This window comes from Pontiella sulfatireligans, from assembly GCF_900890705.1.
Lineage (GTDB): Bacteria > Verrucomicrobiota > Kiritimatiellia > Kiritimatiellales > Pontiellaceae > Pontiella > Pontiella sulfatireligans.
Genome location: NZ_CAAHFH010000001.1, coordinates 1462195 through 1487540, shown reverse-complemented (window position 1 = coordinate 1487540; position 25346 = coordinate 1462195). Strand labels below are relative to the sequence as shown.

The 25346-nt window shown below is 53.0% G+C and carries 14 protein-coding genes; 10 read left to right on the top strand and 4 right to left on the bottom strand.

The genetic code is table 11. From position 1 onward, the window contains the following. The first annotated feature begins 118 nt into the window (after positions 1-118). Together SCARR_RS05060 and SCARR_RS05055 are read left to right on the top strand one after the other, a co-directional pair. Positions 119-1735 (top strand): DUF3732 domain-containing protein, encoded by a 1617-nt coding sequence (locus SCARR_RS05060; protein WP_136060423.1) that lies wholly within the window; start codon positions 119-121, stop codon positions 1733-1735. 75 nt (positions 1736-1810) lie between these two features. Continuing rightward, complete coding sequence (locus SCARR_RS05055) at positions 1811-7015, top strand: RecQ family ATP-dependent DNA helicase (RefSeq protein WP_136060422.1); 5205 nt, start codon at positions 1811-1813, stop codon at positions 7013-7015. A gap of 41 nt (positions 7016-7056) precedes the next feature. On the opposite strand, the gene SCARR_RS05050 is transcribed toward SCARR_RS05055, so the two are convergent. Next, positions 7057-7395: a hypothetical protein gene (locus SCARR_RS05050; RefSeq protein ID WP_136060421.1), complete on the bottom strand. Its 339-nt coding sequence runs from the start codon at positions 7393-7395 to the stop codon at positions 7057-7059. Positions 7396-8006: 611 nt separating this feature from the next. Between SCARR_RS05050 and SCARR_RS05045 the strand changes: the two genes are divergently transcribed. Beyond that, on the top strand, positions 8007-9365 hold the full coding sequence (locus tag SCARR_RS05045) for an alpha-L-fucosidase (protein ID WP_136060420.1): 1359 nt from the start codon (positions 8007-8009) through the stop codon (positions 9363-9365). Positions 9366-9474: 109 nt separating this feature from the next. Here the strand turns inward: SCARR_RS05045 and SCARR_RS05040 are convergent, their stop codons facing one another. Next, the gene (locus SCARR_RS05040) at positions 9475-9783 is read right to left on the bottom strand and encodes a response regulator (protein ID WP_342803683.1); all 309 of its coding nucleotides are present in this window, start codon (positions 9781-9783) and stop codon (positions 9475-9477) included. A 7-nt stretch (positions 9784-9790) separates the two neighbouring features. On the opposite strand from SCARR_RS05040, the gene SCARR_RS05035 reads away from it, so the two are divergent. From SCARR_RS05035 to SCARR_RS05005, 7 genes are all read left to right on the top strand, one after another. Beyond that, positions 9791-10165 (top strand): putative glycoside hydrolase, encoded by a 375-nt coding sequence (locus tag SCARR_RS05035; protein ID WP_136060418.1) that lies wholly within the window; start codon positions 9791-9793, stop codon positions 10163-10165. Positions 10166-10233: 68 nt separating this feature from the next. After that, positions 10234-11562 carry a sulfatase family protein gene (locus SCARR_RS05030; protein ID WP_222846183.1) on the top strand — a complete coding sequence of 443 codons (1329 nt, stop codon included), beginning with the start codon at positions 10234-10236 and terminating at the stop codon, positions 11560-11562. 83 nt (positions 11563-11645) lie between these two features. After that, a complete protein-coding gene (locus SCARR_RS05025; RefSeq protein WP_222846182.1) occupies positions 11646-12848 on the top strand; it encodes an alpha/beta hydrolase family protein in 1203 nt (400 codons plus the stop codon). Positions 12849-13136: 288 nt separating this feature from the next. Then, complete coding sequence (locus SCARR_RS05020; RefSeq protein WP_407984804.1) at positions 13137-14876, top strand: alpha-L-fucosidase; 1740 nt, start codon at positions 13137-13139, stop codon at positions 14874-14876. A gap of 634 nt (positions 14877-15510) precedes the next feature. Then, on the top strand, positions 15511-17190 hold the full coding sequence (locus SCARR_RS05015; protein ID WP_136060416.1) for a hypothetical protein: 1680 nt from the start codon (positions 15511-15513) through the stop codon (positions 17188-17190). A gap of 208 nt (positions 17191-17398) precedes the next feature. Further along, positions 17399-18919, top strand: a complete 1521-nt coding sequence (locus SCARR_RS05010) for a right-handed parallel beta-helix repeat-containing protein (RefSeq protein ID WP_168433008.1) — start codon at positions 17399-17401, stop codon at positions 18917-18919. After that, positions 18920-20464 (top strand): sulfatase-like hydrolase/transferase, encoded by a 1545-nt coding sequence (locus tag SCARR_RS05005; RefSeq protein ID WP_136060414.1) that lies wholly within the window; start codon positions 18920-18922, stop codon positions 20462-20464. A gap of 222 nt (positions 20465-20686) precedes the next feature. On the opposite strand, the gene SCARR_RS05000 is transcribed toward SCARR_RS05005, so the two are convergent. Further along, entirely contained in the window at positions 20687-23263 is a 2577-nt protein-coding gene (locus SCARR_RS05000; protein WP_281281167.1) for a sulfatase-like hydrolase/transferase, read from the bottom strand. 491 nt (positions 23264-23754) lie between these two features. After that, positions 23755-25041, bottom strand: coding sequence for a sulfatase-like hydrolase/transferase (locus SCARR_RS04995; RefSeq protein WP_136060412.1), 1287 nt, complete (start codon positions 25039-25041; stop codon positions 23755-23757). Between the last annotated feature and the right edge of the window lie 305 nt (positions 25042-25346).

The window sequence follows — 25346 nt, the reverse complement described above, 5'->3', positions numbered from 1 at the left end:
CGAACCAATATCAAAGGACCGCTCCCTTTTTTTCAGAAGCCGACGATTGAGGAATAATAGATGAGCAGTCCGAAACCGTTTGCTGAAAGTGTATCTGCCGCCGATAAATCAATAGGCTTTGATTAACTACCACTTTTCATCAACAGGTGCTATTCCTGAAGTTCCTGATATCAACAGCGATGAGGGAACCATAAAAAACCTGCTAGAGGCTGAGTTTAGCATAGACAGCAAAGTAGCGGTTCCATTTGGCGGCCGTTATCTCAGGGCGGGATCAAAGTTTTCCTTTCGCTATTTTCTTATGTTCAACACGCTTTCCCAAGACATAATTATTAACAGTGCTGTATTTTTTGATAAGCAGAATAGTGGACGGTATCGGGAAGCTCTTGAACGTATTTTTGACCTTGCGATTGGGGTCGATACTATAGAAAACATTATATCCAGAGAGAAGAAGGCTGAGCTAGAAAAGGAATTGAAAAGGCAGGAGCGTAGGGGTGCTCGCTATGCTGAAAAGAGAATTGAATTTGAGCGAGAGGTCGATGAACTCATCAAACGGGCTAAAGAGTATGAACTGATACCTGATGGTTTGGATGTAGACGCTTCGCTGGATGAGTTGCGCCATGTTATCAAGGAGTTCTCCGGATCACTTCTTCAACGGCCATCGACTGATGTTGATACTCTGAAGCAGTCAGAAAATCAGGCTCGACTAACGATCCGAAATCTTGAGCGCTTAAATCAGGGATACCGGAAATATAAAGATGCACTTACAAAAAGTGTAGATAGCCTGCGACCTCTCGCTTATATCCAGAATAAGAAAAGTGAAATTGTCCAAACCTCCATCTTTTCAGAGCTGGTAAATGCATTAGAAACAGATCTTCTGGATATCAAGGAAGATGTGAAGAAGCGCACGGCCATAGAAAAGAATCTCAACGATCTTATTGCAGAAGAGAATAGTAAGATTGGTCGTATTCAAAAAGATTTAGCAATCTCTGCTCAAGAGCTTCGGGCATTTAATACAGATCGAGAAAAACATTTTTTTATGGGCAAGCTAGCGGCACAGCTCGATTTATATACGGCTTCGGCGAGTAACCCTGATGTCGATATTAAGGCCACGATAGATTCTGTGACTGAAGACCTGAAGCAGATAACAGTCAGGGATGTTGCAGAGCAGAGGGGCATGACCGTCAGGCTACTGGAAGAAATAATGCAGGAGTATATTAACCTGGCTGGTGATGCTCTTGAAAACTACAAAAGTTATCATCCGCAATTCGATTACAAAGAAAAGGTCCTTTCCCTGCGGAAACCTTTTACAGACTATGTTGATTCCGTTGGCAGTAGCTCAAATCATCTATTCCTACACCTCTTTCTTTTCCTTGGGCTCCATGAGCTTGTGAAATCGAAGGATGTTCCATTTATTCCACCTTTCCTGATCATTGACCAACCAAGCAGGCCCTACTGGGGTGATACAGGTGAAGGCAAGGGAGAGGGTGTGCTGAAAACTGGCGATGATGAGAAGATACGCAAAGCATTCGAGCTCCTTGATTCGTTCATGGATAAAATGCTGAAGAATGGTGGCCCCGGTTTTCAGATGATTGTACTGGAGCATGTGCCTGCTAATTATTGGAAGGGCCTTGATAATATTCATCCAGTGGAAGAATTCATAGGAGGAAATGCTCTGATTCGTCCGGAAGATATTAGTGAATTGACAGATCAGGACTCAGAAGGTGAGGAGAGCTAATGGCAGAGTTTAAATCATGGGAGTATAGGCATCGCGCTCTATGCGCATAAGGGGTCGATCCTTTGATATTTGTATATGAATGCAGCAGATAACATTCTAAAAAATAGCCTCCTTCTGGATCTAGAAACCTCTCCGGATGGAAAGGTGCTGAAGGTTGGGGCGGTATGTGGGGGGGAGGAGTGCTTTCTTAAGGGACGCTTTTCCTCGGCTGATGTGTCGCGGGCGTTGGATGGGTTGGGACGCGATGCGAAGTATGTGCTGGGCCATAATATTTTGGATCATGATTTGCCGATCCTGCGAAAGCAATATCCCGATCTACACCTTCATTCGTTGCCGGTAATCGACACCCTTTTCCTGTCGCCGATCACGTTTCCGCAAAATCCGTATCACCACTTGGTGAAGGATGATAAGTTGCTGAACACGGCGTTGAATGATCCGGTAAGCGATGCGCGGAACGCGGGAAAGTTGTTTGAGGATCAGCGCGCTGTTTTTCTGGAATTGATGGACGGCGATCTGGAGTTGGTCCAGTTTTACGCGTGGTCTTTTTCCGAGGCGATGCTGCCGTTGTTTCAGGCGTTGGGTGTGGCACCTTTGTCGGACCGGGATGCTTCAACCTTCTTCCGCGTTCGGGCCGCAGAGTTTGGGTGTCAGACCGCGGCGGAGTCGATTGCCTTGGAATTCGTTTCCGTGGAGGGCGAGGCTCTGTCCGAGCCATCGGGTCTAAGGAAATGGCTCCGACGGAGCGTCGCCCTCCAGAATGAACCCACCTACTCCGTGTTGAAAACGCCAGCGGCCTATGTGTTTGCCTGGCTTCGGGTCGCGGGTTCGAATTCGATTTTGCCGCCGTGGGTTCGGCATCGTTTCCCCGAGGTGGTGGCGATGGCGCGTCGTTTGCGGGACAAGAGTTGCGGGGATCCCTCCTGTTCCTATTGTCAGGCGAACCATAATCCGCAGACGCAGTTGAAGCGCTTCTTTGGTTTTGATGACTTCAGGGCGCAACCGGCCGCTCCGGATGGAGGAAGCCTGCAGGAGTCGATTGTTCGAACGGGCATGAATGATGAGCCTCTACTGGCGATCTTGCCGACGGGGGGCGGGAAGTCGTTGTGCTTTCAATTGCCGGCGTTGGTTCGGAGTCGGCGGATGGGCGTGCTGTCGATCGTGATCTCACCGTTGCAGGCGTTGATGAAGGACCAAGTGGATAATCTGAACCGCATTACGGAGTCTTCCTTCGCGGCGGCCCTCTATGGCATGCTGACGCCTCCCGAGCGCGGGGACGTGATGGAGCGGATTCGGATGGGGGATGTCGCGCTTCTATATGTTTCTCCGGAGCAGTTGCGGAATGGCTCGTTTCGCAAGGTGATTAAACAACGCGAGATTGGGTGCTGGATTTTTGACGAGGCGCATTGCTTGTCGCGCTGGGGCCATTCATTTCGTCCAGACTATTTGTACGCCTCGCGCTTTATTCGCGAGCTCTCCGCGGAGCAGGCGGTTCCATGCCCTCCGGTCGCGTGTTTCACGGCCACGGCGAAACAGGATGTGGTGGAGGAAATATTAAAACATTTCGAGACGGAGTTGTCGCAGAAGCTGAACCTATTTGATGGCGGCGCGGAACGGGTTAATCTTCAGTTTGATGTCGAGGTGGTGAATTCTGCGGAAAAGCGGGCAAGGGTGGTTGAGTTGCTGCGGGAGCGCCTTCCAAACGAGGGGGATGGCGCCTCAGTGGTTTATAGCGCAACCCGCAAGGGCACGGAAGAGATGGCGGCGTGGCTGCGCCAAGCGGGCTTGTCGGCGGAGGCGTTCCACGCGGGATTGGAGGCTCCGCAGAAGCGCCGGATTCAGGAAGAGTTCATCGCGGGGAATATTCAGCACATTTGCGCGACGAACGCATTTGGCATGGGGATTGATAAGGACAACGTCCGCTTGGTGATTCACGCCGATATTCCCGGGTCGCTGGAAAACTATCAACAGGAGGCGGGTCGCGCGGGTCGGGACCGCTCGCAGGCCATGTGCGTTCTTCTGTATGATAAGCAGGATGTGGAATCTCAGTTCGCGATGAGTGCCTTTTCCCGGCTGACCCGGCATGACATCGCGCAGATTCTACGCGGGCTGCGGCGGGCGAGGCGGGATGATAAAAACGAGGTGATCATTACCGCGGGCGAAATTTTGCGGGACGAGGAGGTGGACGCGGGATTCACTTCATTGGATCCCATGGCCTCCACGAAAATCAACACCGCCGTTTCCATGTTGGAGCGGGGGCGATTTGTTCGGCGCGATGACAATAGAACGAGCGTGCTGCAGGTTCAGCCGTTGGTGCGTTCGGTGGAGGACGCGGTCGATATGATCGCCAAGCTCGACCTTTCGGATCGGGTCCGTCGACAATGGCTGGAGGTTTTGGGGGCGATCTTCAACAGCAACCCGAACGAGGGGCTTAGCGCGGATGAGCTGGCGGAACTGCCGTCCATGGCGGTGGCGGAGGACACTCCGGCCTATCGCACGCTGCGGCACGACACGCTGCCGATCATGAAGATCCTGAATGATATGGTGAACGCCCAGCTGGTTAAGAAAGATACGCTGATGAGCGCCTACGTGAAAGTCCGCTGCGCGAACGCTGCGGAAAAGGTGCTAGCGGATATTCGAGCGTTGGAAGCCGCGATGCTGGCGGTGATGCGCGAGGAGGAACCGGATGCGGAGGGCTGGATTTTGCTTGGCCTGCGGCGGTTGAACCAGCGCCTGCATGATGAAGGATTCGCATGCGCGCCGGAAACCATCATCAACCTGCTGCGAAGTCTGGCGCTGGATGGAAAGGGCCTCGCGGGGAACCGTGGAAGCATTGATTTGAAGTATCGGGATAAGGAGCATTACCGCGTGAAGCTCCAACGCTCGTGGGAGGCGCTATCGGAAACCTCTGAAAAACGACATGCTGTCGCGGCGATTGTGTTGGGCGCCATCATTAAAAAAGTTCCTCCTAAATCCAGCGGCGAGCATTTGGTGGAGTTTAGCGAGAGCGATCTGCTAAATGAATTGAAAAGCGATATGCTTCTGGCGGCCCAGATTAAGGATTTCAACGCCGCGATAGAGCGGGGGTTGCTTTTCCTGCATGAACAGAAGGCCATCATTCTTCAGCAGGGTTTAGCCGTATTTAGACAGGCCATGACCATCGCGATTCTTCCCGAAAGTAAAGGGCGGCGTTTCACGGAGGGCGACTATTCCTCGCTCAAAGAGCACTACAGGGAGCGCAACTTCCAGATTCATGTCATGAATCGATATGCCAGCCTCGGCCTCGAGAAAATAACGACCGCGCTGGGGCTGGTGTCGGCCTATTTCACGATGAGCAAAACGGAGTTCGTGAAGAAATATTTCGCGGGCGAGAAGGAGATGCTGAACCGCGCCACCAGCGCGGAATCCTATCAGACGATCGTCGATGATTTAAACAACCCGGTTCAGGCCGCGGTGGTCTCCGCGCGAACGAATATCAATATGCTCGTACTCGCGGGGCCGGGTTCTGGAAAAACGCGGGTGATCGCGCATCGATGCGCATATCTACTCCGGGTGGAGCGGGTGCGGCCACGTGAGATTCTGGTAGTCTGTTTCAACCGTTCCGCTGCGATCAGCCTGCGGCAACGAATTCGAGATCTGGTGGGCAAAGAGGCGTCCCGTGTGACCGTACAGACTTATCATGGGTTGGCGATGCGGTTGATCGGGGCGTCCTACGCGACCCGGCTTGACGGCAAGGCCGAGGAGCTGGATTTGAACGCCATGATTCCTGAAGCCACCAAGATGCTGCGGGGCGAATGCGATATTCCCGGCCTTGAGCGCGATGAAATGCGCGAGCGTCTGCTCGCGGGCTATCGCCATATTCTGATCGATGAATATCAGGATATCGACGAGCCCCAATATGAGATGATCTCAGCCATCGCAGGGCGCGCGCTGGAGTCCGAGAATGAAGACGCCAAGCTTTCGATCCTCGCGGTGGGGGATGATGATCAGAACGTATATACATTCCGCGGCGCGAACATTCAATTCATCCGGCAATTCGAAAAGGATTATACCGCGCGGGCGCACTATTTGATCGAAAACTATCGGTCGACGGAACATATCATTTCCGTTTCGAACCAACTCATCGCGCTGAACAACGATCGGATGAAGACGGATCATCCAATCCAAATCAACGCGGCTCGGCGCTCCGACCCCGCGGGGAAACTGGTCCAAATCACGCGGTGCGAGGATCCGTTGCATCAGGCGCGGTATGTCCTGAGCGAGATCACGCGGTTCCGGCGCGATGGCGGCGGCGTCGCCGTGTTCGCTCGCACGAAGAAGGAGCTGCACTCCATCCGGGCCGCGCTCGAATACGCGGGAATTCCTTCCGTCATGGCGGCGGAAGGGAAAAACAACGTGCCGCTCCATCGGATGCGTGAGCCGCTGGCCCTTATCACATTGGTTAAAGGGTTGGACCAGCAAACCATTATGGCCACCCGTCTCCAAAAGGAATTCCAGGCGATGGATTGCTATGAAGAAAACAATCCGTGGTGCCAGTTGATGGCTGGGCTGCTCCGGGAATGGGAGCATGAGACCAACAACAATGATCGAACTCCGATTGAAGTGGTGGACTTTTTGTATGAGGCGCTGCAAGAACGGCAGCGGGAGCGCGTGGCGGACGACCACGTTTACCTATCGACCGTTCATTCCGCGAAGGGACTCGAGTTCGACCATGTCATCCTTCTTGGAGGCTGGGAAAAACCGCGGGACGCCGCCGCGCTCGAAGAGGAACGGCGATTGTATTATGTGGGAACGACGCGCGCGCGAAAAACACTAATCTTGTGCGAGCTGGAGCGCGTTCTAAATCCATATACCGCCGTGTTGACGGGGCGGGGCGTCGCGCGGGCGCAAGCGGATGTGTTTTCAGCCCCCCCCGCGGAATCGCTAAATTTAAACTACGCGATGATGGATCTTTCCAGTGCTTGGATTGCGTATCCCGCGCTCTCCGGGGGCATTCGCCAGCGCGTCGCGCAACTTTGTCCGGGCGCGTTGGTCCGGCTTGAGAAAAAAGAAGACGGTGATCGAATCTTTATCACGGATGACACGGGGCACCGAGTTGGGGCCCTATCGAATAGTGCCTCCGAGAAATGGAAGGATCGTCTCCAGTTCATCAAGGAGGCGCGGGTTTCTTCCGTCATTAGTTGGCGAAAGGAAATGCTCGACCGCGAGCCCGAGAAAAACTGCCCGGATGATTGGGAGGTTCCATTGCTGGAAATCGTGTTCCACAATGGGCAGGCAAGATGACGAAGAAAGGGTCAGAAGAAAGGGTCAGGAATGGCACTTAGTTAAGCCGCTTTGACACGATATTTACTGCGGTGCTTCGTCTCTTTCATGGTACTTCGATGTTCGGTCAAAAGTTGATAGGGCTTGGGCCTGCGTTTGAGGCAGCGGGGTTCTTTTCGGTTGGGCCTGAGCGGTACGGTTTTGAGGGCAATTCCCCGGTACAACTCGGCAATCAACTTCCGCTTGTCTTGCTGGGTAGTCCTGGGGTGATTGAGCTGCCCTTCCCAGTTTCTGAGTTCCTGAAGCGCGCCCTTAAAGCTGATCCGCATGGGGTCGGCACCGCTCGTGCCGGCTGCCTTGCAAATCATCCAGCGGGCGGCGTTGTAGGCGATGAAGTACATGAGCAGTTCCTTCTCCACCATATCCGGCGTCTGGCAAGGGGTCAGACCTATGAAATGATGTTTTTTGCTTCTGGCCCCGTTGCCCCCTTATTGAAATGCCGTCTAAATTTCTTCCCGAACCAGCCTGTTTTCTAATGTTTCAGCCCGTTGAATCGTTGCTGGGGCCTTAAGTTTTATCCTCTCCGCTACGTTTGTCTATCATCCTTAAACCTTTTTCAGTCTGCCAAGACTTCTAACTCGGATTTTGTCCAAAGTATAATTCCGAATCTTCAAGTTTCTTAATGGTTAACAGGTTTTTCAGTTCCCGGCCCCTTGGGTCGTCCCCTTTGGGTTTGAATTTTCGGCCCGGATCGCTTACAGCTATTAACGACTGTGTCAACATGGAGCTGCTAATGAAACCTTTACTATGCCATGCCGAAACCGGTGTTTGTCCACCCATTGTCCATAGCAAGGGGTCAGACCTATGAAATGATGTTTTTTGAAGAAAGGGTCAGTCCCGTAATAACGTAATTATAGCTAGATTACTAGATTACGGGACGGACCCTTTCGACGGACCCTTTCGACACGAACAGAAGATTTGACAGAAACGAATCAACTAGCAGGAGAGTGGAATGAAACCAACAATGAGAGGGGTTATGCTTTGCGCGGTTATGGTGTCGCTGGCGAATGGAGGAGAGTCCGGAAAAATCGACTACCCGCAAGAGTTGTCTGCTGAAAAGCAGCAGACGCTCGAATGGTTTAGTGAGTCGCGGTTCGGCATGTTCATTCACTGGGGGCTCTATTCGGTTCCTGCTGGAGAATACCACGGGAAGAAAGTGGACGGCATTGGCGAATGGATCATGAAGCGCGGCAATATTCCGACAGAGGAATATGAACAATTTGCCGAGCAGTTTGATCCGGTAAAGTTCGACGCGGATGCGTGGGTGACGCTGGCGAAGGACGCGGGCATGAAATACATGCTCATTACCACCAAGCACCACGATGGATTCTGTCTGTGGGATTCGCCAACCACAGACTATGATGTTGTGGATCGGACACCGGATGGGCAGGACGTCATCAAGGCGCTTTCCAAGGCCTGTAAAAAACACGACATCCAGCTCTGTCTCTATTATTCCGTTTTGGACTGGCACCACCCGGACGTGAGCTATCGCAATAGGGACGCGAAGCAGGACTTCAACCGCTATGTGCAGACCTACATGAAACCGCAATTGAAGGAACTTCTTGGCGGTGAGTATGGAATGATCCCGATGATTTGGTTCGACGGATTCTGGGAAGAGTGGTGGAAACCTGAAATGGGCAAGGAAATCTATGACTATATTAAAGAGATCAGCCCTTCTACCATCGTGAACGACCGAATCAGTAGTGATTTTCCGCGTACAATAATTGGCGACTATGTTACCCCCGAACAGAATATACCGTCCGTGCCAACTTCGAACATCAAGGTAGGCGATTTCTGGGAAACCGTGCTGACCATGAACAACACCTGGGGCTACCGCAAGGACGACAATAGTTGGAAATCGGATCGTGAACTGATCCGCACCCTGATCGAGGTTGCCTCCCGCGGCGGCAACCTGACCCTGAATATTGGACCGAAGGCGGATGGGACCATTCCTCAGCCCAGTGTTGATGGGCTGAACGCAATGGGGCGTTGGTTGAAAGTCAATGGCGAGGCGGTCTACGGTACATCGCACAGCCCGATTGGTATGATGCCTTGGGGGCGTTTGACCACCAAAGGTGACGATAAAGTTTTCCTGCACATTTTCGAGTGGCCACGCGATCGCTTTAATATGCGCCTGGAGCAGATGTCGGGCCGTAAGATCAAGCGCATATATCTGTTGGAACAGCCGGAGAAATCGCTGGAGTTTGTCCGCTCCGGCATGGAAGTTCGGTTTGCGGTTCCCCAGCCCTGTCCCGATCCTATTGCAACGGTGATCGCGATTGAGTTCGAAACTAAAAGGAAAAATAAATAATGAAGTTTATAAAGAAAGGATCAGTCCCGTAATAACGTAATTATGGCTGGATTACTAGATTACGGGACTGACCCTTTCGAGTGACCCTTTCGAGGAATATCACTTGCGCTCACTCTGGTACTCTGACCCTTTCGACCATGATGGAGCGGATGCCTTCGGTGATCTGGTCGAGGGTCGATGATTTGAGCAGGTAGCCGGAAGCGCCGCGGGAAATGGCGCGCAGTACGTCGGCTTCGTCATCCGACTGGGTGAGAATCATAACCTTTGCGTCGGGCAGGGTGGATTTAAAACAGGGCAGGGAGTCGAGGCCATCCATGCCGGGCAGGCGCAGGTCGAGCAGGACGAGGTCGGGCACGCTGCGGGTGCTCATATCCTGCAGGCTGCGCAGGGCAATCGCGGATGTTCCGAACTGACTGATCAGTTCAATGTCGGATTCATCTTCGAGGGCGGGAAAGATTGTGCTCTACAAGGGGTGGCCGGATCATGACATCAATTGGCTCAACAAGGAGTTCATGGCCAAGAGTCCGGCTGAAAAGGAAGCGATTGCCCGGAAGAAGATGACCTATCCGCTGGCCTGCTATCTGATCGGTGCGCGGGAGAATAGCTATTTCTGTTATGGCTGGGGCTATGGCATTGAAGACGGTCATTTGGTAGACTACCTGGAATACAGTAAAAAGCTCGGAGCCCCTAAAGGCGATGCAATTTCCAAAGGCTGGAAGTTTAAACGAGAATTCGAACATGCCATTGTGGCAGTTGATCTGGAAAAACGGGAAGGGAGAATCCAATGGTTGGAAAAATAAGGCGGCTTCGCCGCGGTCGAAGGTTGGTAGGTCAAAAGTCAAAAGTCTTGTGTTTCTTATGCCTCTTTGTGGCTATTGTTTCTGTCGCCAAAGCAGACAAGCCCAACATCATTTTCATCTTTGCGGATGACTGGGGCTATGGCGATCTGGGGATTCACGGCAGCACGTTTTGCAAGACGCCGCGGCTCGACCAAATGGCGAAGGAGGGGATCGACTTCCAGAACTTTACGGTCAACCACCCTGTCTGTTCTCCGAGCCGCACGGCGGTGGTGACGGGGCAGTTTCCGGCGCGGCATTCCGTGCACCAGCATTTTGCATCCACCGAACACCACATCAAAGCCGGCATGCCGGATTGGCTCGACCCCAAAGCGCCAATGCTTCCGCGCATGCTGAAGGAAGCGGGTTATGCCACTGCACACTTCGGCAAATGGCATCTGTGCAACGACCATATTCCGGACGGCCCGATGCCTCCGGTCTATGGCTACGACGAATTCGGAGCATTCAATCTGCCGAACGAAGCGCCCGAGCAAATGAAGACGAGTGCCGCCTGCCCGCGCGCAGTCGATTTTATCAAGCGCCATAAGGGCCAGCCTTTCTTTATCAACCTGTGGCTTCACGAAACGCACACGCCGCATTATCCGTTGGCGCAGTATCTGAAACAGTTTGAAACCCTGGATGAGCAAAAGCAGGTTTATGCGGCTGTAGTCGCCGAGGGCGATGCCGGCGTTGGTCTGGTTCTTGATACGCTGAAGGAGCTCGGGTTGGATGAAAAGACGCTGGTTGTTTTTTCTTCTGACAATGGTCCCGAATGGACGGGGACTAAAAAAGAGACGGATGATACATCCACCGGTCCCGGGCTGGGTTCATATTATTCAGTTGGCGAAAAAGGGAACCTGAAAGGACAGAAGCGGTCGCTTTATGCGGGCGGAATCCGTGTGCCGTTCCTTGCCCGCTGGCCGGGCGTGGTTCCCGCCGGGAAAACCGACCGCAATTCCGTGATCACTGCGGTTGATCTGCTGCCGACCTTCATGGAAATTGCCGGGCAGGATCTTCCAAAAGGCTACCAGCCGGACGGCCAAAGCATGGTCGCGGCGCTGAAAGGCGAGGGATTCACACGCAGCAAACCCGTTTTCTGGGAGTGGGCGCCTGCACGCAAGCATCCCGAGGTTTGGCCGAACCTGGGCATCCGCGAGGGCAAATGGAAGCTGCTCTACAATGAAAAGCTGGGCAAGGCGGAGCTTTATAACATTGATGATGACTGGGCGGAAACCACCGATGTTTCAGCGGCACATCCTGAAACCGTCGAAAAGCTCATCCTGCAATTGAAGGCGTGGAAAAAGACCCTGCCGACGGAACCGCCGGCGAGCTGCTTTTCCAAACTCAGGAACTCAAAATGATACGGCATCCGTTCGGCAGAGGAGGTCGCCACAAAATAGCGCAAAAAGCACAACGACAGAAAATACGTGGAGTCTTGTGCCTCGTGAGCTTCTTTGCGGCCATTAATATTGCGCAAGGTGTTTATTCAGGCGATTACTCGACTGAATGCAACGAGGTGCTGGCGTTGGGGAAGCTTACGGAAGCTCCCGATGTTCGGGATGCCGCCGGTTTTGAATCAACGGATCATTTAAAGGCCATCTATTTCGATGCGCTCGACTGGAAGGGAAAGCCGACCAAGGTATTCGCCTGGCTGGGGCTGCCCGCAAACCGTTCGGGGAAGGTGCCCGGCATCGTGCTGGTGCATGGCGGCGGCGGATCGGCGTTTAAGGAGTGGGTGGAAAAATGGAACGACCAAGGCTTCGCGGCCATCTCCATCGCGGTGGAGGGGCAAACGGATGTAAAGGATCCGAACTCGACGGATCGGGGGAAGTCTTGGAAGCAACATGAGTGGCCTGGTCCACGCCGCTCCGGCATTTATGGCGATTCGGCTGAGCCGCTGAAGGATCAGTGGATGTATCACGCGGTTGCGGACACCATCCTTGCCAATTCGCTGCTGCGTTCGTTGCCGGAAGTGGATGCGGACAAGGTTGGCCTCATGGGCATCTCGTGGGGCGGGGTGATTACCAGCACGGTGATGGGCATCGACGATCGTTTTGCCTTCGCGATCCCGACCTACGGTTGCGGCAATCTTTCGGAGGCCGAAAACCAGTATGGCCGGGCGCTCGGAAACAATGAAATTTACAAACAGGTCTGGGATCCGATTCTTCGGTTGGATAAGGCGACGATGCCGGCGCTGTGGTTCTCTTGGCCGGGCGACCAACATTTTCCGCTGGATAAGCAGGCTTCCTGTTACGCCGCGATGACGGGCGATCACATGGTGTCGCTCATTCCCGGAATGCGGCATGGCCACGGCGCCGGATGGAATCCGCCCGACAGCTATGCCTTTGCAAAAAGCGTCGTTGGGTCGGGCACTCCGTGGTGCCACCAAACCAGCGCGGCGGTCAAGGGTGGAACGGCCATGGTTTCCTTTGCATCTTCAAAGCCGCTGGATGGCGCCGAGTTGATTTCGACGGTCGATACAGGCATCACTGGTTCCCGCAAGTGGGTAGAGTCGTCCGCAAAGCTGAAGCGGGATGGCGACGGGTGGAAGGCTGCCGCTGCCGTGCCTTCGGGAACAACGGCGTGGTTTGTCAATGTCCGTTGCGGAAAATTGATGGCGAGTTCTGATTTTCAGCAAGTTCTGTAAACATGGGATTGCGGCATCATCAGAAAAGATGCTTTTTTGTCAGGCATCATGCATTTGGGGGATGGTGCCATTTTCGATGCGGGGCATAATGGGTTGTTTTTAGGGAAAGAATCTAGAGGTCAGGCAGTAGGAGAGATGTAAAGTTCAAAGGCTGGGCGATCATTGGCACACGGACCGCCATGGCAGCTTAAGAGGGAACAGGCGCATTTGCCTTTACTGGTTTTTTTGAGAACATAACTGGGTAACAGGATGAGGTTGACTATGAAAAATAAAGTGATCGCAGGCATAATGGCTGCATTGGTCATGCAGGGTGTTGCCGCCGAGCAGGGCATGAATGAAATGTGGGGCGAAAGCACGGTGAAGCTCCGGGCCGAGAATGCGGAGCGCGGCCAGCTTTTCAACGACGGAAACTATGCCATGTTTATCCATTGGGGGCTGTATTCCCAGCTCGGCAATCAAGTGGGCGATAAAACCTACTACGGCATTGGAGAATGGATCATGAATCCGCGTATGGCCGGCATTCCGATTCCGGAATACAAAAAACTGGCAGGAACCTTTAATCCGCAGCAGTTTGACGCAAAATTTATTGCGAAGCTGGCCAAGGATGCCGGCATGAAATACATCGTAATCACCAGCAAGCACCACGACGGATTCGCGATGTATGACTCGAAGGCGTGCGATTTCAATATAGTGAACTCCACCCCATGGAAGAAGGATCCCATGAAGGAGCTGGCGGCCGCCTGCCGGGCGGAGGGGCTAGGTTTCGGGTTCTACTATTCCCACAATCAGGACTGGACCTTCCCCGGTGGGGGCCGCGGTCCTACGGTGGATGAAAATGGGAATCCGGCCACGTTCGAAGACTATTTCACAAAAAAATGTCTCCCGCAGGTTGAAGAGATTACCAGTAACTATGGCCCGATTGAACTGGTCTGGTTCGACACCCCCGGGAAGATGCCGAAGAAGTATGTGCAGCAGCTTGTCGATGTGGTTCGCAAGAACCAGCCCAACGCACTCGTTTCCGGTCGTGCCGGACATGGACTGGGCGACTACCAGTCGCTGGGCGATATGGAGGTTCCGCATAAAAATGTGAAGGGCATGTGGGAAGCCGTCGATACCACCAACGATTCCTGGGCCTATGCCTGGTACGACGAATACTGGAAAACGCCTAAGGAAATCCTGCGCCGCCTGATTGCCTGCGTCGGCCGTGGCGGAACGTATATGCTCAACATTGGCCCGCGCGGCGATGGCTCCGTGCCGGAGCGCGCCGCCCGCGCCCTGCGCGAATCTGGCGAGTGGATCCGCACCTATCCGCAAGTGGTCTACGCCGCCGAACCCTCGCCATGGGAACACGCCCTGCCGTGGGGCGATGCCACCGTTAAGGGCAGCAAGCTCTACCTCTCCGTCTTCGAATGGCCGACCGCGGGGAAACTGTATTTGCCCGGACTGAAAACCAAAATCATTGCCGCGAATTTATTAAAGAAAGATCAATCGAATCCGCTCGAATTTTCGGAGTCGAATGGGTGGACTATATTGGAGCTTCCGCCGGTTGCGCCGGAAAAGCTGGTTTCTGTTATCGAGATTGATCTGGCGGGCACACCCAGGGTCGATGCAACCTTTGGAATCGATCCGAATATCGGCACCGAAATTCTTGCTGAGTTTGCGTCGGTTGACGGAGCTGAGCTGTCCCATAAGCGCTGGATGGAAAAATTCGGCGAATGGAAGAGCGTGCACCATGTCCATAACTGGACGCCTGAAGGCAAAGCGATATTTGATGTCGATGTGCTTCGGCCGGGCGACTACGTCGTCAGCCTGACCTATTCAGGCGAGGGGCGTCTGGTTTGGGGGGTTGATGTTGAAGGCGGAGAGCATATTCAGAACGAGCAGAACTCCTCGCATAATTATCAGGAGTTCCCCATTGGCTGGATTAATTTTCCTGAGCCTGGAAAATACAAGGTTTCCGTATCGAGCCTTGAAGGCGACTGTAAAACTTCCAGCCTCAAGTCCATCCGTTTCAGTCCGGTTCAATAATCCTATAAAACGCAGTAGAAATGAATAAAACGGTGATTTACCCAATAGATATGGTGCTTTCGTTTGATTTTTATTTTAACCCTTTGGGTGACTTTTGTTTTCTTCATTGAACCGCTCCTTCGTCGCTGTTTTCTGCGAAAATTATGCGATGCGCTCCCCTTCGGGTTGCCGGTTTTGCCGCATCTACTTTGGTTTGAGCCCCTCGGAGTAGGCGTCTACGCCGTCAGGTCTCAAATCGCGTATCTGCGGCAAACTTGGCAACTGCATTTTTTAGGATAATGCACAGTCGCTTAACTCTGCGGCCCGATGATGGAGGGAGCAAGTAGCACCATTTTTTATTGCCTATAACTCGCCGTTTTTCATGAAATATGTGGCTGTAAAGCCTTGGCGATTGCTTCGCTTCAGAGCTTTGGCATCGAAAAGCCGAGCAGTGGTGAAGGCAATATATGAACCTGCAGAAACTTAAGCCAGTCACCGTCACCCTAGGCGACCACCGATTGAAATCCTCGAAAAGGTTAAGGATTCAAAATACGAAAAGAAGATCTAGTAAGCCATTCAGTTGATTGCCCGAGCCAAAGGGTGGTACAATCCGAATGTTTTGCGGAAAATAACGCGTTAGTTTGAGGGGGTAGGTGTGCGGTTCTTTGTTTTGTTCAGCTCGATCATAGGCTTTAGCGCGTGTGTCTGCGCCCAGCAGATGGGCGATCCGGATTTTAAACCCCGGTTAGCTGCGCCAACCTACACCGAGGGCAAAGGCCCTTTTGTGGTCATAGACGGTGCCCACTTTAATTTCCATAAGGCGGAGGAGCGCTATAAGCCATTCGCCGAGTTGTTGCGGGCGGATGGCTGCCGTATTGGTTCCAACGCGGAAGCGTTTTCTCGCGGGATGCTGGATTTCGTCGATATTCTGGTTGTCGCCAATGCGCTGCATCCCAGCAACGACAGGAACTGGAAGCTGCCAACTCCTTCCGCCTTCAGTGCCGTTGAAATTGTCGCTGTCAACGAGTGGGTTAAGGCGGGGGGATCGTTGATGCTTATTGCCGACCATATGCCCTTTGCGGGAGCCGCGCGGGATCTGGCCGAAACCTTTGGCTTCCAGTTTAATAATGGCTTCGCGTTTGGCCTTGAGAAAAGCGGCGGCATGCAGTTTGACCGGGAAACGGCTACATTGCAGGATCACGAAATAACCAATGGTTCCCAGCCTGCAGAACGAATCGACCATGTTATGACCTTCACGGGGCAGGCTTTCAGTGCGCCTCCCGCCGCCGCCCCGCTTCTGGTCTTCGGCGAGGGGTGCTATTCACTAATGCCGCAGAAGGCATGGAAGTTTGACGAAACTACGCCCCAAGTCCCGGTGGAGGGGTGGCTGCAGGGCGCAGCTCTGGAGTATGGCAAGGGGCGGGTGTGTGTATTCGGCGAAGCCGCCGGGTTTACGGCGCAGGTGTCCGGTGGACAGGCCAGAAAAACAGGCATGAACGCCGACGGGGCCGAACAGAACGCCCAGTTTGTCCTGAATGTACTGCATTGGTTGTCGGCGCCATTGGCATACGATTCCACAATTCCGGTCGCCCAGGGTAAACCCGAGGCCGACGATTCTGCTGAAACCCTGCCCAAAGGCTATCACCAGTTCCATGACCAGGAAGGCCGCGCCGTTGTGGCAAAAGTGCTTGAATGCGATCCAAGGTACGGCACCGTAAAGCTGCGCCTTGAAAACGGGCGCAGCAAGCAGGTCAAAGTCTCCATCTTCAGCGGGGTCGACCGGGAATACCTCAAGCAATGGATCGACGCGCAGGAGTTGCTCTCGAAGCGATTTGCGATTGCGGTCGAACCCAAGGTTACCGAGCGAGAGGAAAATCAATACGCCACCAACAGGGCGTCTGGGGAGAAACGGTTGTTTCGGATATCCACCTTTCAGGACACGGTTCAACAAATCAGCTTGGCTAATCAAACCGGCACGCCGCTTGAAAACATCCAAGTGGAATGGTGCGTCTACTACCAGCAGGAGAAGCGGATGCCGCGCCGTCCAGGCGACTCCGGTCCGTCTGAAAACGAGTGGCAGGATCGTTGCGAAAAAGGGCGCAGCTGGGTGGCGCTTATCGATTCCGCCGCGACCAAAGTGGTCGGTACGGGCCAATACGCCATCGTCAATACCAAGCTCGTTCGGGAGATGTCCAATCCGTTGCCAGGGATGGAACAGGAAGGCCGGACTGTCGGCATTTGGATCAAGCTGTCCATTGCTCTTCCCGACGGGGATGAGGTTGTGCGCCAATATTGCGAGCCGGAAAGCATCCGGAAACTCGGATGGAAACTGTAAGTGCAGCCGCGCATTCATGAAATCTGAATACTCTGCTCAAATGGGCATATCCGCCTTGAAAGAACTTCATCGCGATTCCACTTAAACTGACCGGCAATTCCACCTTGTTATATTGTTAACAATATGCAAAAAAGATTTCTAGTCAAGGATTCATGTCGGTATGATTCATTCATATAGACGCCGCGTAATGGTAGATTGGGATTTGAATATGTTGATAAATAAACGATTAATCATGGTTGGCCTCGGTTGCCTCTTATTGCCGTGTCACCCCGCCTTTTCCCGTGAGGTAAATCCGGGCGATGATCTTCAGGCGGTCCTGAACCGGGGCGATGACCTGGTGCTGGCTAAGGGGAAGATGTATGAAATTACTCAAACGCTGACCTGTAAAAAGCCGGGTCAGAAGATTTACACCAAAAACGCCCGGTTTCCTTCTGAGTACGCCACCCTGCGATTGGTCAACCCGGAGGAAATGATGATTCTCAATGCGTCCTGCGAGGGGGGCTTGATTGAGAAGGTTGTTTTTGATGGGGACCGCTATCACATTTCGGTGGTGCCCAAACCGAAAATCGGCGGCGGGGGTCAACCGGCGCTGGTTCGTTTTGGCGGTCATGGTGGCGACGGCATGGCGGTTCGCGATTGCGTTTTTATGAATACGCGAACCTGGTCGACGCTGAAGATGCAGCAGGGCGCCGAAAAACTGGTGGCTGAGAATAATCTGTTCCTCGGTGCCGGGGTTGATCCGCGGGGGAATGGCCGCGATCTGAATGAAGAACCCTTCGCATGGGCGGATGCGATCTCTTGTGCATCCAGTAATTCAGTGATTCGAAACAACCTCATTATTGATCCGACGGATGTTGGCGTAGTGCTCTATGCCGCGGCCGGAACGGTGGTGGAAGACAATGTCGTAGCCGCCATTTCCCGCGAATCCATGGGCGGCGTAAACATGGTGGATAAATATCAGCTCTATGCACTCAATGAAGAGAAAACCTTGATCAGTTATCGCGGAGTGAAAGTGCGCAACAACATGATCGATGCCTTCGGCGGCCGTATCCATATGATGCTTCCGGTGGGTTGCGTGGTGTGGGTGCCGCATTGGCGCGGCAACATTCTGACGGGCGGGGAAGTGACCGGCAATATTCTCGATGGCGGTGCCGGAGGCTATGGCATTGTGGCGCACGGGATTACCGACTGGAAAATCATCGGCAACATCAGTAAGGCCACCTATTCCGGCCTGGCAGAATATGGAGAACACCCGAATCCCCCGGACGATCCCGCCGCCTTTCTTTACGACGCGCCCTCCGTCATAGACTGCACGCTGCAACCGGAGTTTGTCCCGGCAAAACGGCACATTGAACATTTGCTGCGCACGCAGTTTGCACCGGAAGATGCGAACGGCTATCAGATGCATGATTATGGCGAACCGGAAGGGATTGCGGTCGTGAAGGCGGCCTATCTGGAAATGTTGGGCCGTGCACCGAATCGACAGGAAGTGGCGGAGGGCATTAAACTGCTGGCTTCCAGGAAACTGAATGCCGATGGACTTCGCAGACAGCTGATGACCGGTGTAGAGTTTAAGAAATATTTTGGTGAGGTTGAACCGGAGGAGTTGCATCCTTTCCGAGTCAAACTCTGGTTTGATATCTGTGATAAACTGATACGAAAAAACGGCGGCATGCCTTCGGCAGTTACACTTTACAAAGAAGCACTTGATGAATTGGGGAATAAATAGATGAAAATGAAATTGTTTAAGGTGATTATCCTTGTCCTGTCATGTGCTGCTTTGGGTCAGGTAGAAGGCAAAAGTGAACGTCCCAATATTGTGCTGCTGTTGATCGACGATTGGGCGTGGTACGGCAGTTCCGTGCGAATGGATGACGCAATGTCCAATTCGCAGATGCCCTTGGCGCATATGCCGAATCTGGAAAAGCTGGCGGCACAAGGGATGAAATTCAGGAATGCGTATGCCGGTGCACCACAGTGCGCTCCGTCGCGGGTATGCATCCAGACCGGGAAGACGTCGGCTCGAAGCGGCTATACCCTCGTCCTGGGTAAGAATCAGCCTGATTCTGATTACGACACGCGGAAGACGTATGAAAAGCTGCCGTTGATACCGAATACTTCGGATATATCGATCGATGCCGATGCGTTTACCATTCCCGAGGCGCTGAAGCCGCTCGGCTACGTCAGCGCTCATTTGGGGAAATGGCATATGTACAGCGACCCCGGGGCGGAAGGTTATGTGGTGAATGATGGCGATACGGATAATGTGCCCGGAAGCACCATTGCGAAGCTCAAGCGCATGCCGGAGGATCATTCCGACCCCAAACTCATGTTCAGCATCACAGAGAAGTCGATCAACTTTATGCGCGACCAGGTAAAGGACGGAAATCCGTTCTATCTGCAGGTTTCCCATTATGCGAACCATGCCTTTCATGAATGTCTGCCGGCAACGCGCGAGAAATATGTAAATTTACCGGAGGTGCAGGCCTATTATAAGAAAACAAAAAAGACGGCGGATACCGTCAATTATAAGCAGGATCCGGCGGTCTGGCTGGGTATGCTGGATGATCTGGACGGTCGTATCGGTGCGGTGCTCGATGAGCTCAAAAAGCTGGGTATTGAGGATAACACCTATGTGATTGTGGCTTCGGATAACGGCTATCGACACAAATTTTTCCCCGGGCAGGCGCAACCGATGCACGGTGCCAAGTGGTGGGTCTGGCAGGGCGGTCTTCGCATACCAATGCTTGTTAAGGGCCCGGACATTAAGGCTGGTGCCGTGTTCGATGCGAATGTCATCAACTATGATTTCCTGCCCACGTTTGTCGACTGGGCCGGCGGAAATCCGGAGAGCCTGAAGGATATTGACGGCGTCAGTTTGGCCGGTTACCTGCGCGGTAAAAAACCGGACAGCGCCTTCCTGAACCGCTATCTTTATTTTCACAATCCACACTACCGTTCAACGATGCCGAGTTCGGCGATCGTCAGCGGTTCAAAAAAGGTGATGCATTTTTACGAAAGACCGGACATTCCTATGCTGTTCGATTTGAGTGCCGAAGATGGGGAAGTCTCAAATATTGCAAAGAAAAATCCGGAGCAGCATAAGCAGTTGTTCAATGAGATGATGCGCTATTTTGATCAGGTCGGCGCACGTATGCCGAAAGTCAATCCGGACTATGATCCGGATCATTATAAAAAGCTGAAGGATTACGATCAGCGCATGACCTGGGGTCCTTTCGAAGGAATGCGTGCGTTGGATAATGATGAGCAATAGTCGGGATTTTAGCGTAATCAAGTTCAGCTGTAGTTCGTTTTTAAGCAATAAGGATTTCTTTGAAACAGCTATGGCGGCGACCGTCTCATTTTTTAATTAAAACCTATAATCTCTATCGCCGAACTGCGTTTCCAATGTTTGGAAAAGTTACAGGTATATTTTTCCAAACATTGGAATTCAAGGAGCCAGCTTTCGGGCTGGACGCGTTGCATGATTTAAACGTTAGCGAATGGCTGTCGCCAAATTGGACCATTCGGTGACACCGGCGGCATTCACGGCGCGCACGCGATAGTTGTAGGATTGTCCCGCAATTGCCGAGGTGTCGGTATACTGGTAATTACCGGTTTGGGCCAGTTGGGTAAATGAGCCCGAACCCGCCGCCGCTCGTTCAATGATAAACAGCTCCTGTTCGCTGCCGCTCCATTCGAGCAGAATGCCGTTGTGCGATACGGTGTTGAGGTAGAGCGGGGTGGCTGCCGACGCGATAGAAGGTCTGACTTCTAGCTTGAGAAAGCCCTTCGGTTCATCATCCACGGCATTTCCGCTTCGGGCGGTTACCCGAGTGGTTTCGCCGGAATAACCATTGGTTGCCGCGTTGTCGGAAATGCTCAGTACCATCGGGTTTGTGGAAAGAAGCGCGGTATCGGAATAGGGCGGCTGAAGCACCAGCGTATCTGCCCAGTCGATCAGATTCGTGGATTCGCTGACAACGACTTCAATATCGCCGGCATTGCGGTTGAAATCAAAACTCATGGTCAGAACGTTGTCCTGAATCGCATAGCTTCCAAGCTGCTGCGCCATCGGGGCATTGGTGCCCCGCATGAATCCAGCCGTGTAGGTGGCGGGATCACTTCCTAATCCATATTCCAAAATCAATGGCCATGCGTTTGTTGGCCCGGCTCCGGCAGGATCTATTTCGTTCAGACCTTCGATTCCGGTAATCCATTCAGTGTAGCTTGATTCGCTGCTTGCGGGAGAAGATACCGGTTTGAAATTTAATTCAAGAATCGGATCCCCAACGGAACCTTCAACCGCGTCGAAGGTCAGGTCCGCGTCGAACGTGCCTTCGTTGTCCCAGCGAATCAGAAAGTGGGACATCACTTTGTTTGAGCCTCCGTCGATGGCTGGACGGCCGGGATCATTGTTCAGATCCGCGAGGATCTCGGCGGTAACGTCTATTTCTTTATATCCGATGTCTTCCGTAGGCGTTGCAACCACATTAAGTCCAGTGTTCGTCCATCCGCCCAGATTAAACCAGTCCCTCTGCTCAGAGAGCGGGCTTCCGCTCCAGACATCCGCGGCTTCGCTGTGATAGAGCGAGACTGCTCCACCCGTTGCCTCTGCATTGGCGTTTGCTCCTCGGTAGTAAAGCTTCAGCACAGCGGATTCGATTTTGTCGGGTGTGATGGTGTCATCAACATCAAAAGCAAAAATAGATCGGCGTACATTGTCATCGCCGAACACATCGCCCACCTGCGCGTTACCGGTTGAATTGTTCGATCCATTTCCGGTGGTGTCGGTGGCGTTGTCGGCCCAGACCGGATAGTCGATGCCGATTCCGGTCGCCGGGGTTACGGTCACTTGATTCGTTCCTGTGCCCGGATCAACAACATCCAGCGTGCTGAGGTCGGTCGTGCTTAAGCTGATGTCGCTGAACGGGAAACCTGCGACAGCGCTCGCCTCGGCTAATGTGTTATATTTTACACGGTTATAATAATAGCTCGGAGTCGGGTCGGAATCATTTCCGTTATTCCAGACCATGGCCCGGATGGTTCCGTCTTTTCTGCGGATGACGACATTGTCGATGTAGAAGTGGTAGGTTCCCGGAGAACTGTTGAAAAGACCGATGTACTGTGGCCTGGCCGTCGATGGGGCAATATCTCCGACCCCTGCTGCAACGCGTATCCATTCTCCTTTTGGCATCGAATAGAGATTGAGCATGCTGCCGGAGGAATGGATGCCTCGCTCTGTACTGAACAACGGTTTCGAGCTGCGGGAAGGAGAGCAGAAAAAACCACTCACCTGGTCGGAATCAGCGGCCACATAGAGGTCATATTCGATCACGTCGCTGGCCTGAATATGAATATCGTATGCATTGAGTGATTTGAAGGAGGGGTCGGAAAAGCCAACCGAGACGCCGTTGTTCGGATTTGAAATCGATTCCGTTTGCGTCGCCGTTATTTCGAGAATATCGCCGAAAGGTGCGGGGTTTGTATAGGGGGGCAGGCTGTCACCGGTCAGCGGCATAAAACTGGCCGTAACATCGCCGGAGCCAAACCACTGATCCTGCCGCGCGATCAACGCGTCACGTTCGGAGGTAAAGACCGAGGCAACGTTTGTTGCTTCCCCAATGTCGGTCCACAGGTCATACAATTCCAGCACATGGTCGTCGCCGACCAGCCGGTTGAAGTGTAGCTTCCAACGCTCATTTCGCGTCGATGCCCAATAGTCGTCAAGACCGAAATAGCAACCCTCATAACCCAGCCGGGCCGATGTCCGGCTGAACAGGTTCGAGGTTAAATTAATTCCGTCAAGATCCGTGCCGTACAGGGGCTGCCCCGTCATATTGATCAGCGTGGGATACCAGTCGATGTATTGCGTGAGGTTGCTGTAAACATTGTCCCCGGAGCTATAAGGCGCTTGATTTGCATCCAACATACCCGGCCACCAGATTGCCGCGGGCACATGAATGCCACCTTCCCAAACCTGGGTTTTCCCCCCTCGGAACAGGCCATTATCCCCTCGACCGATTACTCCGCCATTGTCACTGCTGAACACAACAATGGTGTTGGTGGTCAGTCCGAAAGCGCCGATTAAAGTCGGCGGAGAGTAGAGAATGAAAGAGTCTTACATTGAAATCTTAGCGAGAAACAATGGCCCCGAGTCATGCGTCGACGATCCGCGAGGACGTGGCGAAGCGTTGACAGGGGAAAGCATAAGCCGAATTATTGAGCTCCGAAATCACCAGTTACCAGATGGCATACCCAGTGGACTGCAGGGGACGCGAAATGGAATGCCGCGTAATCGCGAGTGGCATACCACTCTGGCGGAGTCAAAGAACCTTGGCCTGTGTGGACACTCTCCGCGCGGAAATCGGGAGATCTCGGGAAGGAGGCTCGCCAAGCTTGAAGCACCTGGTAGAGGCATCGCTGGAAAAGGCTAATCGCCGAATACCAGCGATGAGTTCCCCCGAGAAGTCGGATGACTTCATAGTACCTGAGAAGTTTGCGAACAAGGAGGCTTCGGTTTCTGCGGAGCAGATGGAGGAAAGGAAGTCAACCAAGAGGAAATCAGTGAATGAAGCTGCGGCAAGGACTCAGAGCCGAATAGTCGCATCGAATGAATTTACAGGTTGCGTAGTGGGCATCAAAAGGAAATGGCTTCGATACAGGTTTTCCGCTCAAAACGCCATTACTTGAGGTAGGAGCCGTATGCGTTAATGTCGCACGTACGGATCTGTGCGGGGGGCGGTCGGTGACGACCGTCCCTACCGCGACCAGCTCGTCGAGCTTGTCCAGCATGGCACCGACTGATTTATCCATCGAATAAATCATGGTATAATAAACCAGATCAGCGAACCCATTGATTTGCCCATCCAGCGCTTCTCTATCAAACTCGAAATCGGGGGTGCAGCGCATTTCGTCCGCATCCCGGATCAGAGCGCCCGTCAACGGGCTGGCAAGCATCATGACGTTGGTCCAGGCCAGCGTGGGATGCTCATCATCGATGATGTTGCACATCTCCTCCAGGTCGGAGCGCATAATATCATAGGGCGCATGCACGCACCCGTGAGGAACGTAGCAGAAGAACGGATTGGCCTGGTTGGTTTCAACAAACGCCAGCGAATGCTGTGAAAGCAGATCCGTCAGATAGCCCGGTTCATCAGGCACGTAATCTCCGTCATGCCACCAGTTAACGTCATGATAAAAATTGATGAATTTATCAAAATAATCGACCAGACCGCTGTAAAACCCGACATAGCGATCAAAGCCGTAGGCATTGACGCCTTCGCCCCACGCCCTGGGAAAACTTTTATCAAACAGGCCGTTATCTAATGGGGCGGTATTCATCTGATGCACATCGCTGTAGACCGCTACATCATTATAGTTAACGACCTGACTTTTCCCATTGGTGGGTTCATTGGGATCACTGCTGTGCCATTTTCCAAAACAGCCCGTGGCGTAACCCGCCGCCTGGAAATCCTTGGCAATATTCGGAACGCTGTTGTCCAGTGTGCCGTTTACATTAATCCCTGCCCCGACCCGCGTATAATGCCGACCGGTCAACACGCCGGCCCGGCTGGGCGTGCAGACATGATGCGTCAGGTAGTTGGAAAGATAGATGCCTTCATTGCAGATGCGGTCAATATTCGGCGTGTAAGCCAGGCTGCCGGCCGGCGCGTTGTATCCGATGTCCGCATAGCCGAGATCGTCCGCATAAATAAATACAACATTTGGCGGATGGTTGGTTGCTCCCGCAACGCAGGCGGAAAATATAAAGCATGTTACACACAATTTTAGAAAGATACATTTTACCCCATACGACCGCTTGGGCCCAAGCCCGACTTGTTCTTCCATAACCACACTCCTTGTTTTAATGCAGAATGTTAACAATCTGGCGGTCGTCGTGAAAGTTTAAAGTGTGAAAATGAGCATGAGCGAGGGGCGACCATTCTCACTTCCGCCCCTTTTCATAAGCACTTAGGTTAATACCCCGTTGCTTGCTGCGGGGAGTTTCATTCTATAGGGACTACCGGATCAAGAGGGGGAAGCTGCAACGAATGTAGGAAAAGCAACTAATCCATTTCCTCGAAATATTCGTTGCTGACGTATTTCGGTTTATAGAGTCGGTTGGGGTAGGAACGACCAAAATTACATAGTTT

What these genes read in the sequence shown, in the direction of transcription:
- SCARR_RS05055 (WP_136060422.1), top strand. Translation starts at nt 1,811, where the DNA reads ATGAATGCAGCAGATAACATTCTAAAAAATAGCCTCCTTCTGGATCTA.
- SCARR_RS05050 (WP_136060421.1), bottom strand. Translation starts at nt 7,395, where the DNA reads ATGTACTTCATCGCCTACAACGCCGCCCGCTGGATGATTTGCAAGGCA.
- SCARR_RS05045 (WP_136060420.1), top strand. Translation starts at nt 8,007, where the DNA reads ATGAAACCAACAATGAGAGGGGTTATGCTTTGCGCGGTTATGGTGTCG.
- SCARR_RS05035 (WP_136060418.1), top strand. Translation starts at nt 9,791, where the DNA reads ATGTCGGATTCATCTTCGAGGGCGGGAAAGATTGTGCTCTACAAGGGG.
- SCARR_RS05020 (WP_407984804.1), top strand. Translation starts at nt 13,137, where the DNA reads ATGGCTGCATTGGTCATGCAGGGTGTTGCCGCCGAGCAGGGCATGAAT.
- SCARR_RS05010 (WP_168433008.1), top strand. Translation starts at nt 17,399, where the DNA reads ATGTTGATAAATAAACGATTAATCATGGTTGGCCTCGGTTGCCTCTTA.
- SCARR_RS05005 (WP_136060414.1), top strand. Translation starts at nt 18,920, where the DNA reads ATGAAAATGAAATTGTTTAAGGTGATTATCCTTGTCCTGTCATGTGCT.
- SCARR_RS04995 (WP_136060412.1), bottom strand. Translation starts at nt 25,041, where the DNA reads ATGGAAGAACAAGTCGGGCTTGGGCCCAAGCGGTCGTATGGGGTAAAA.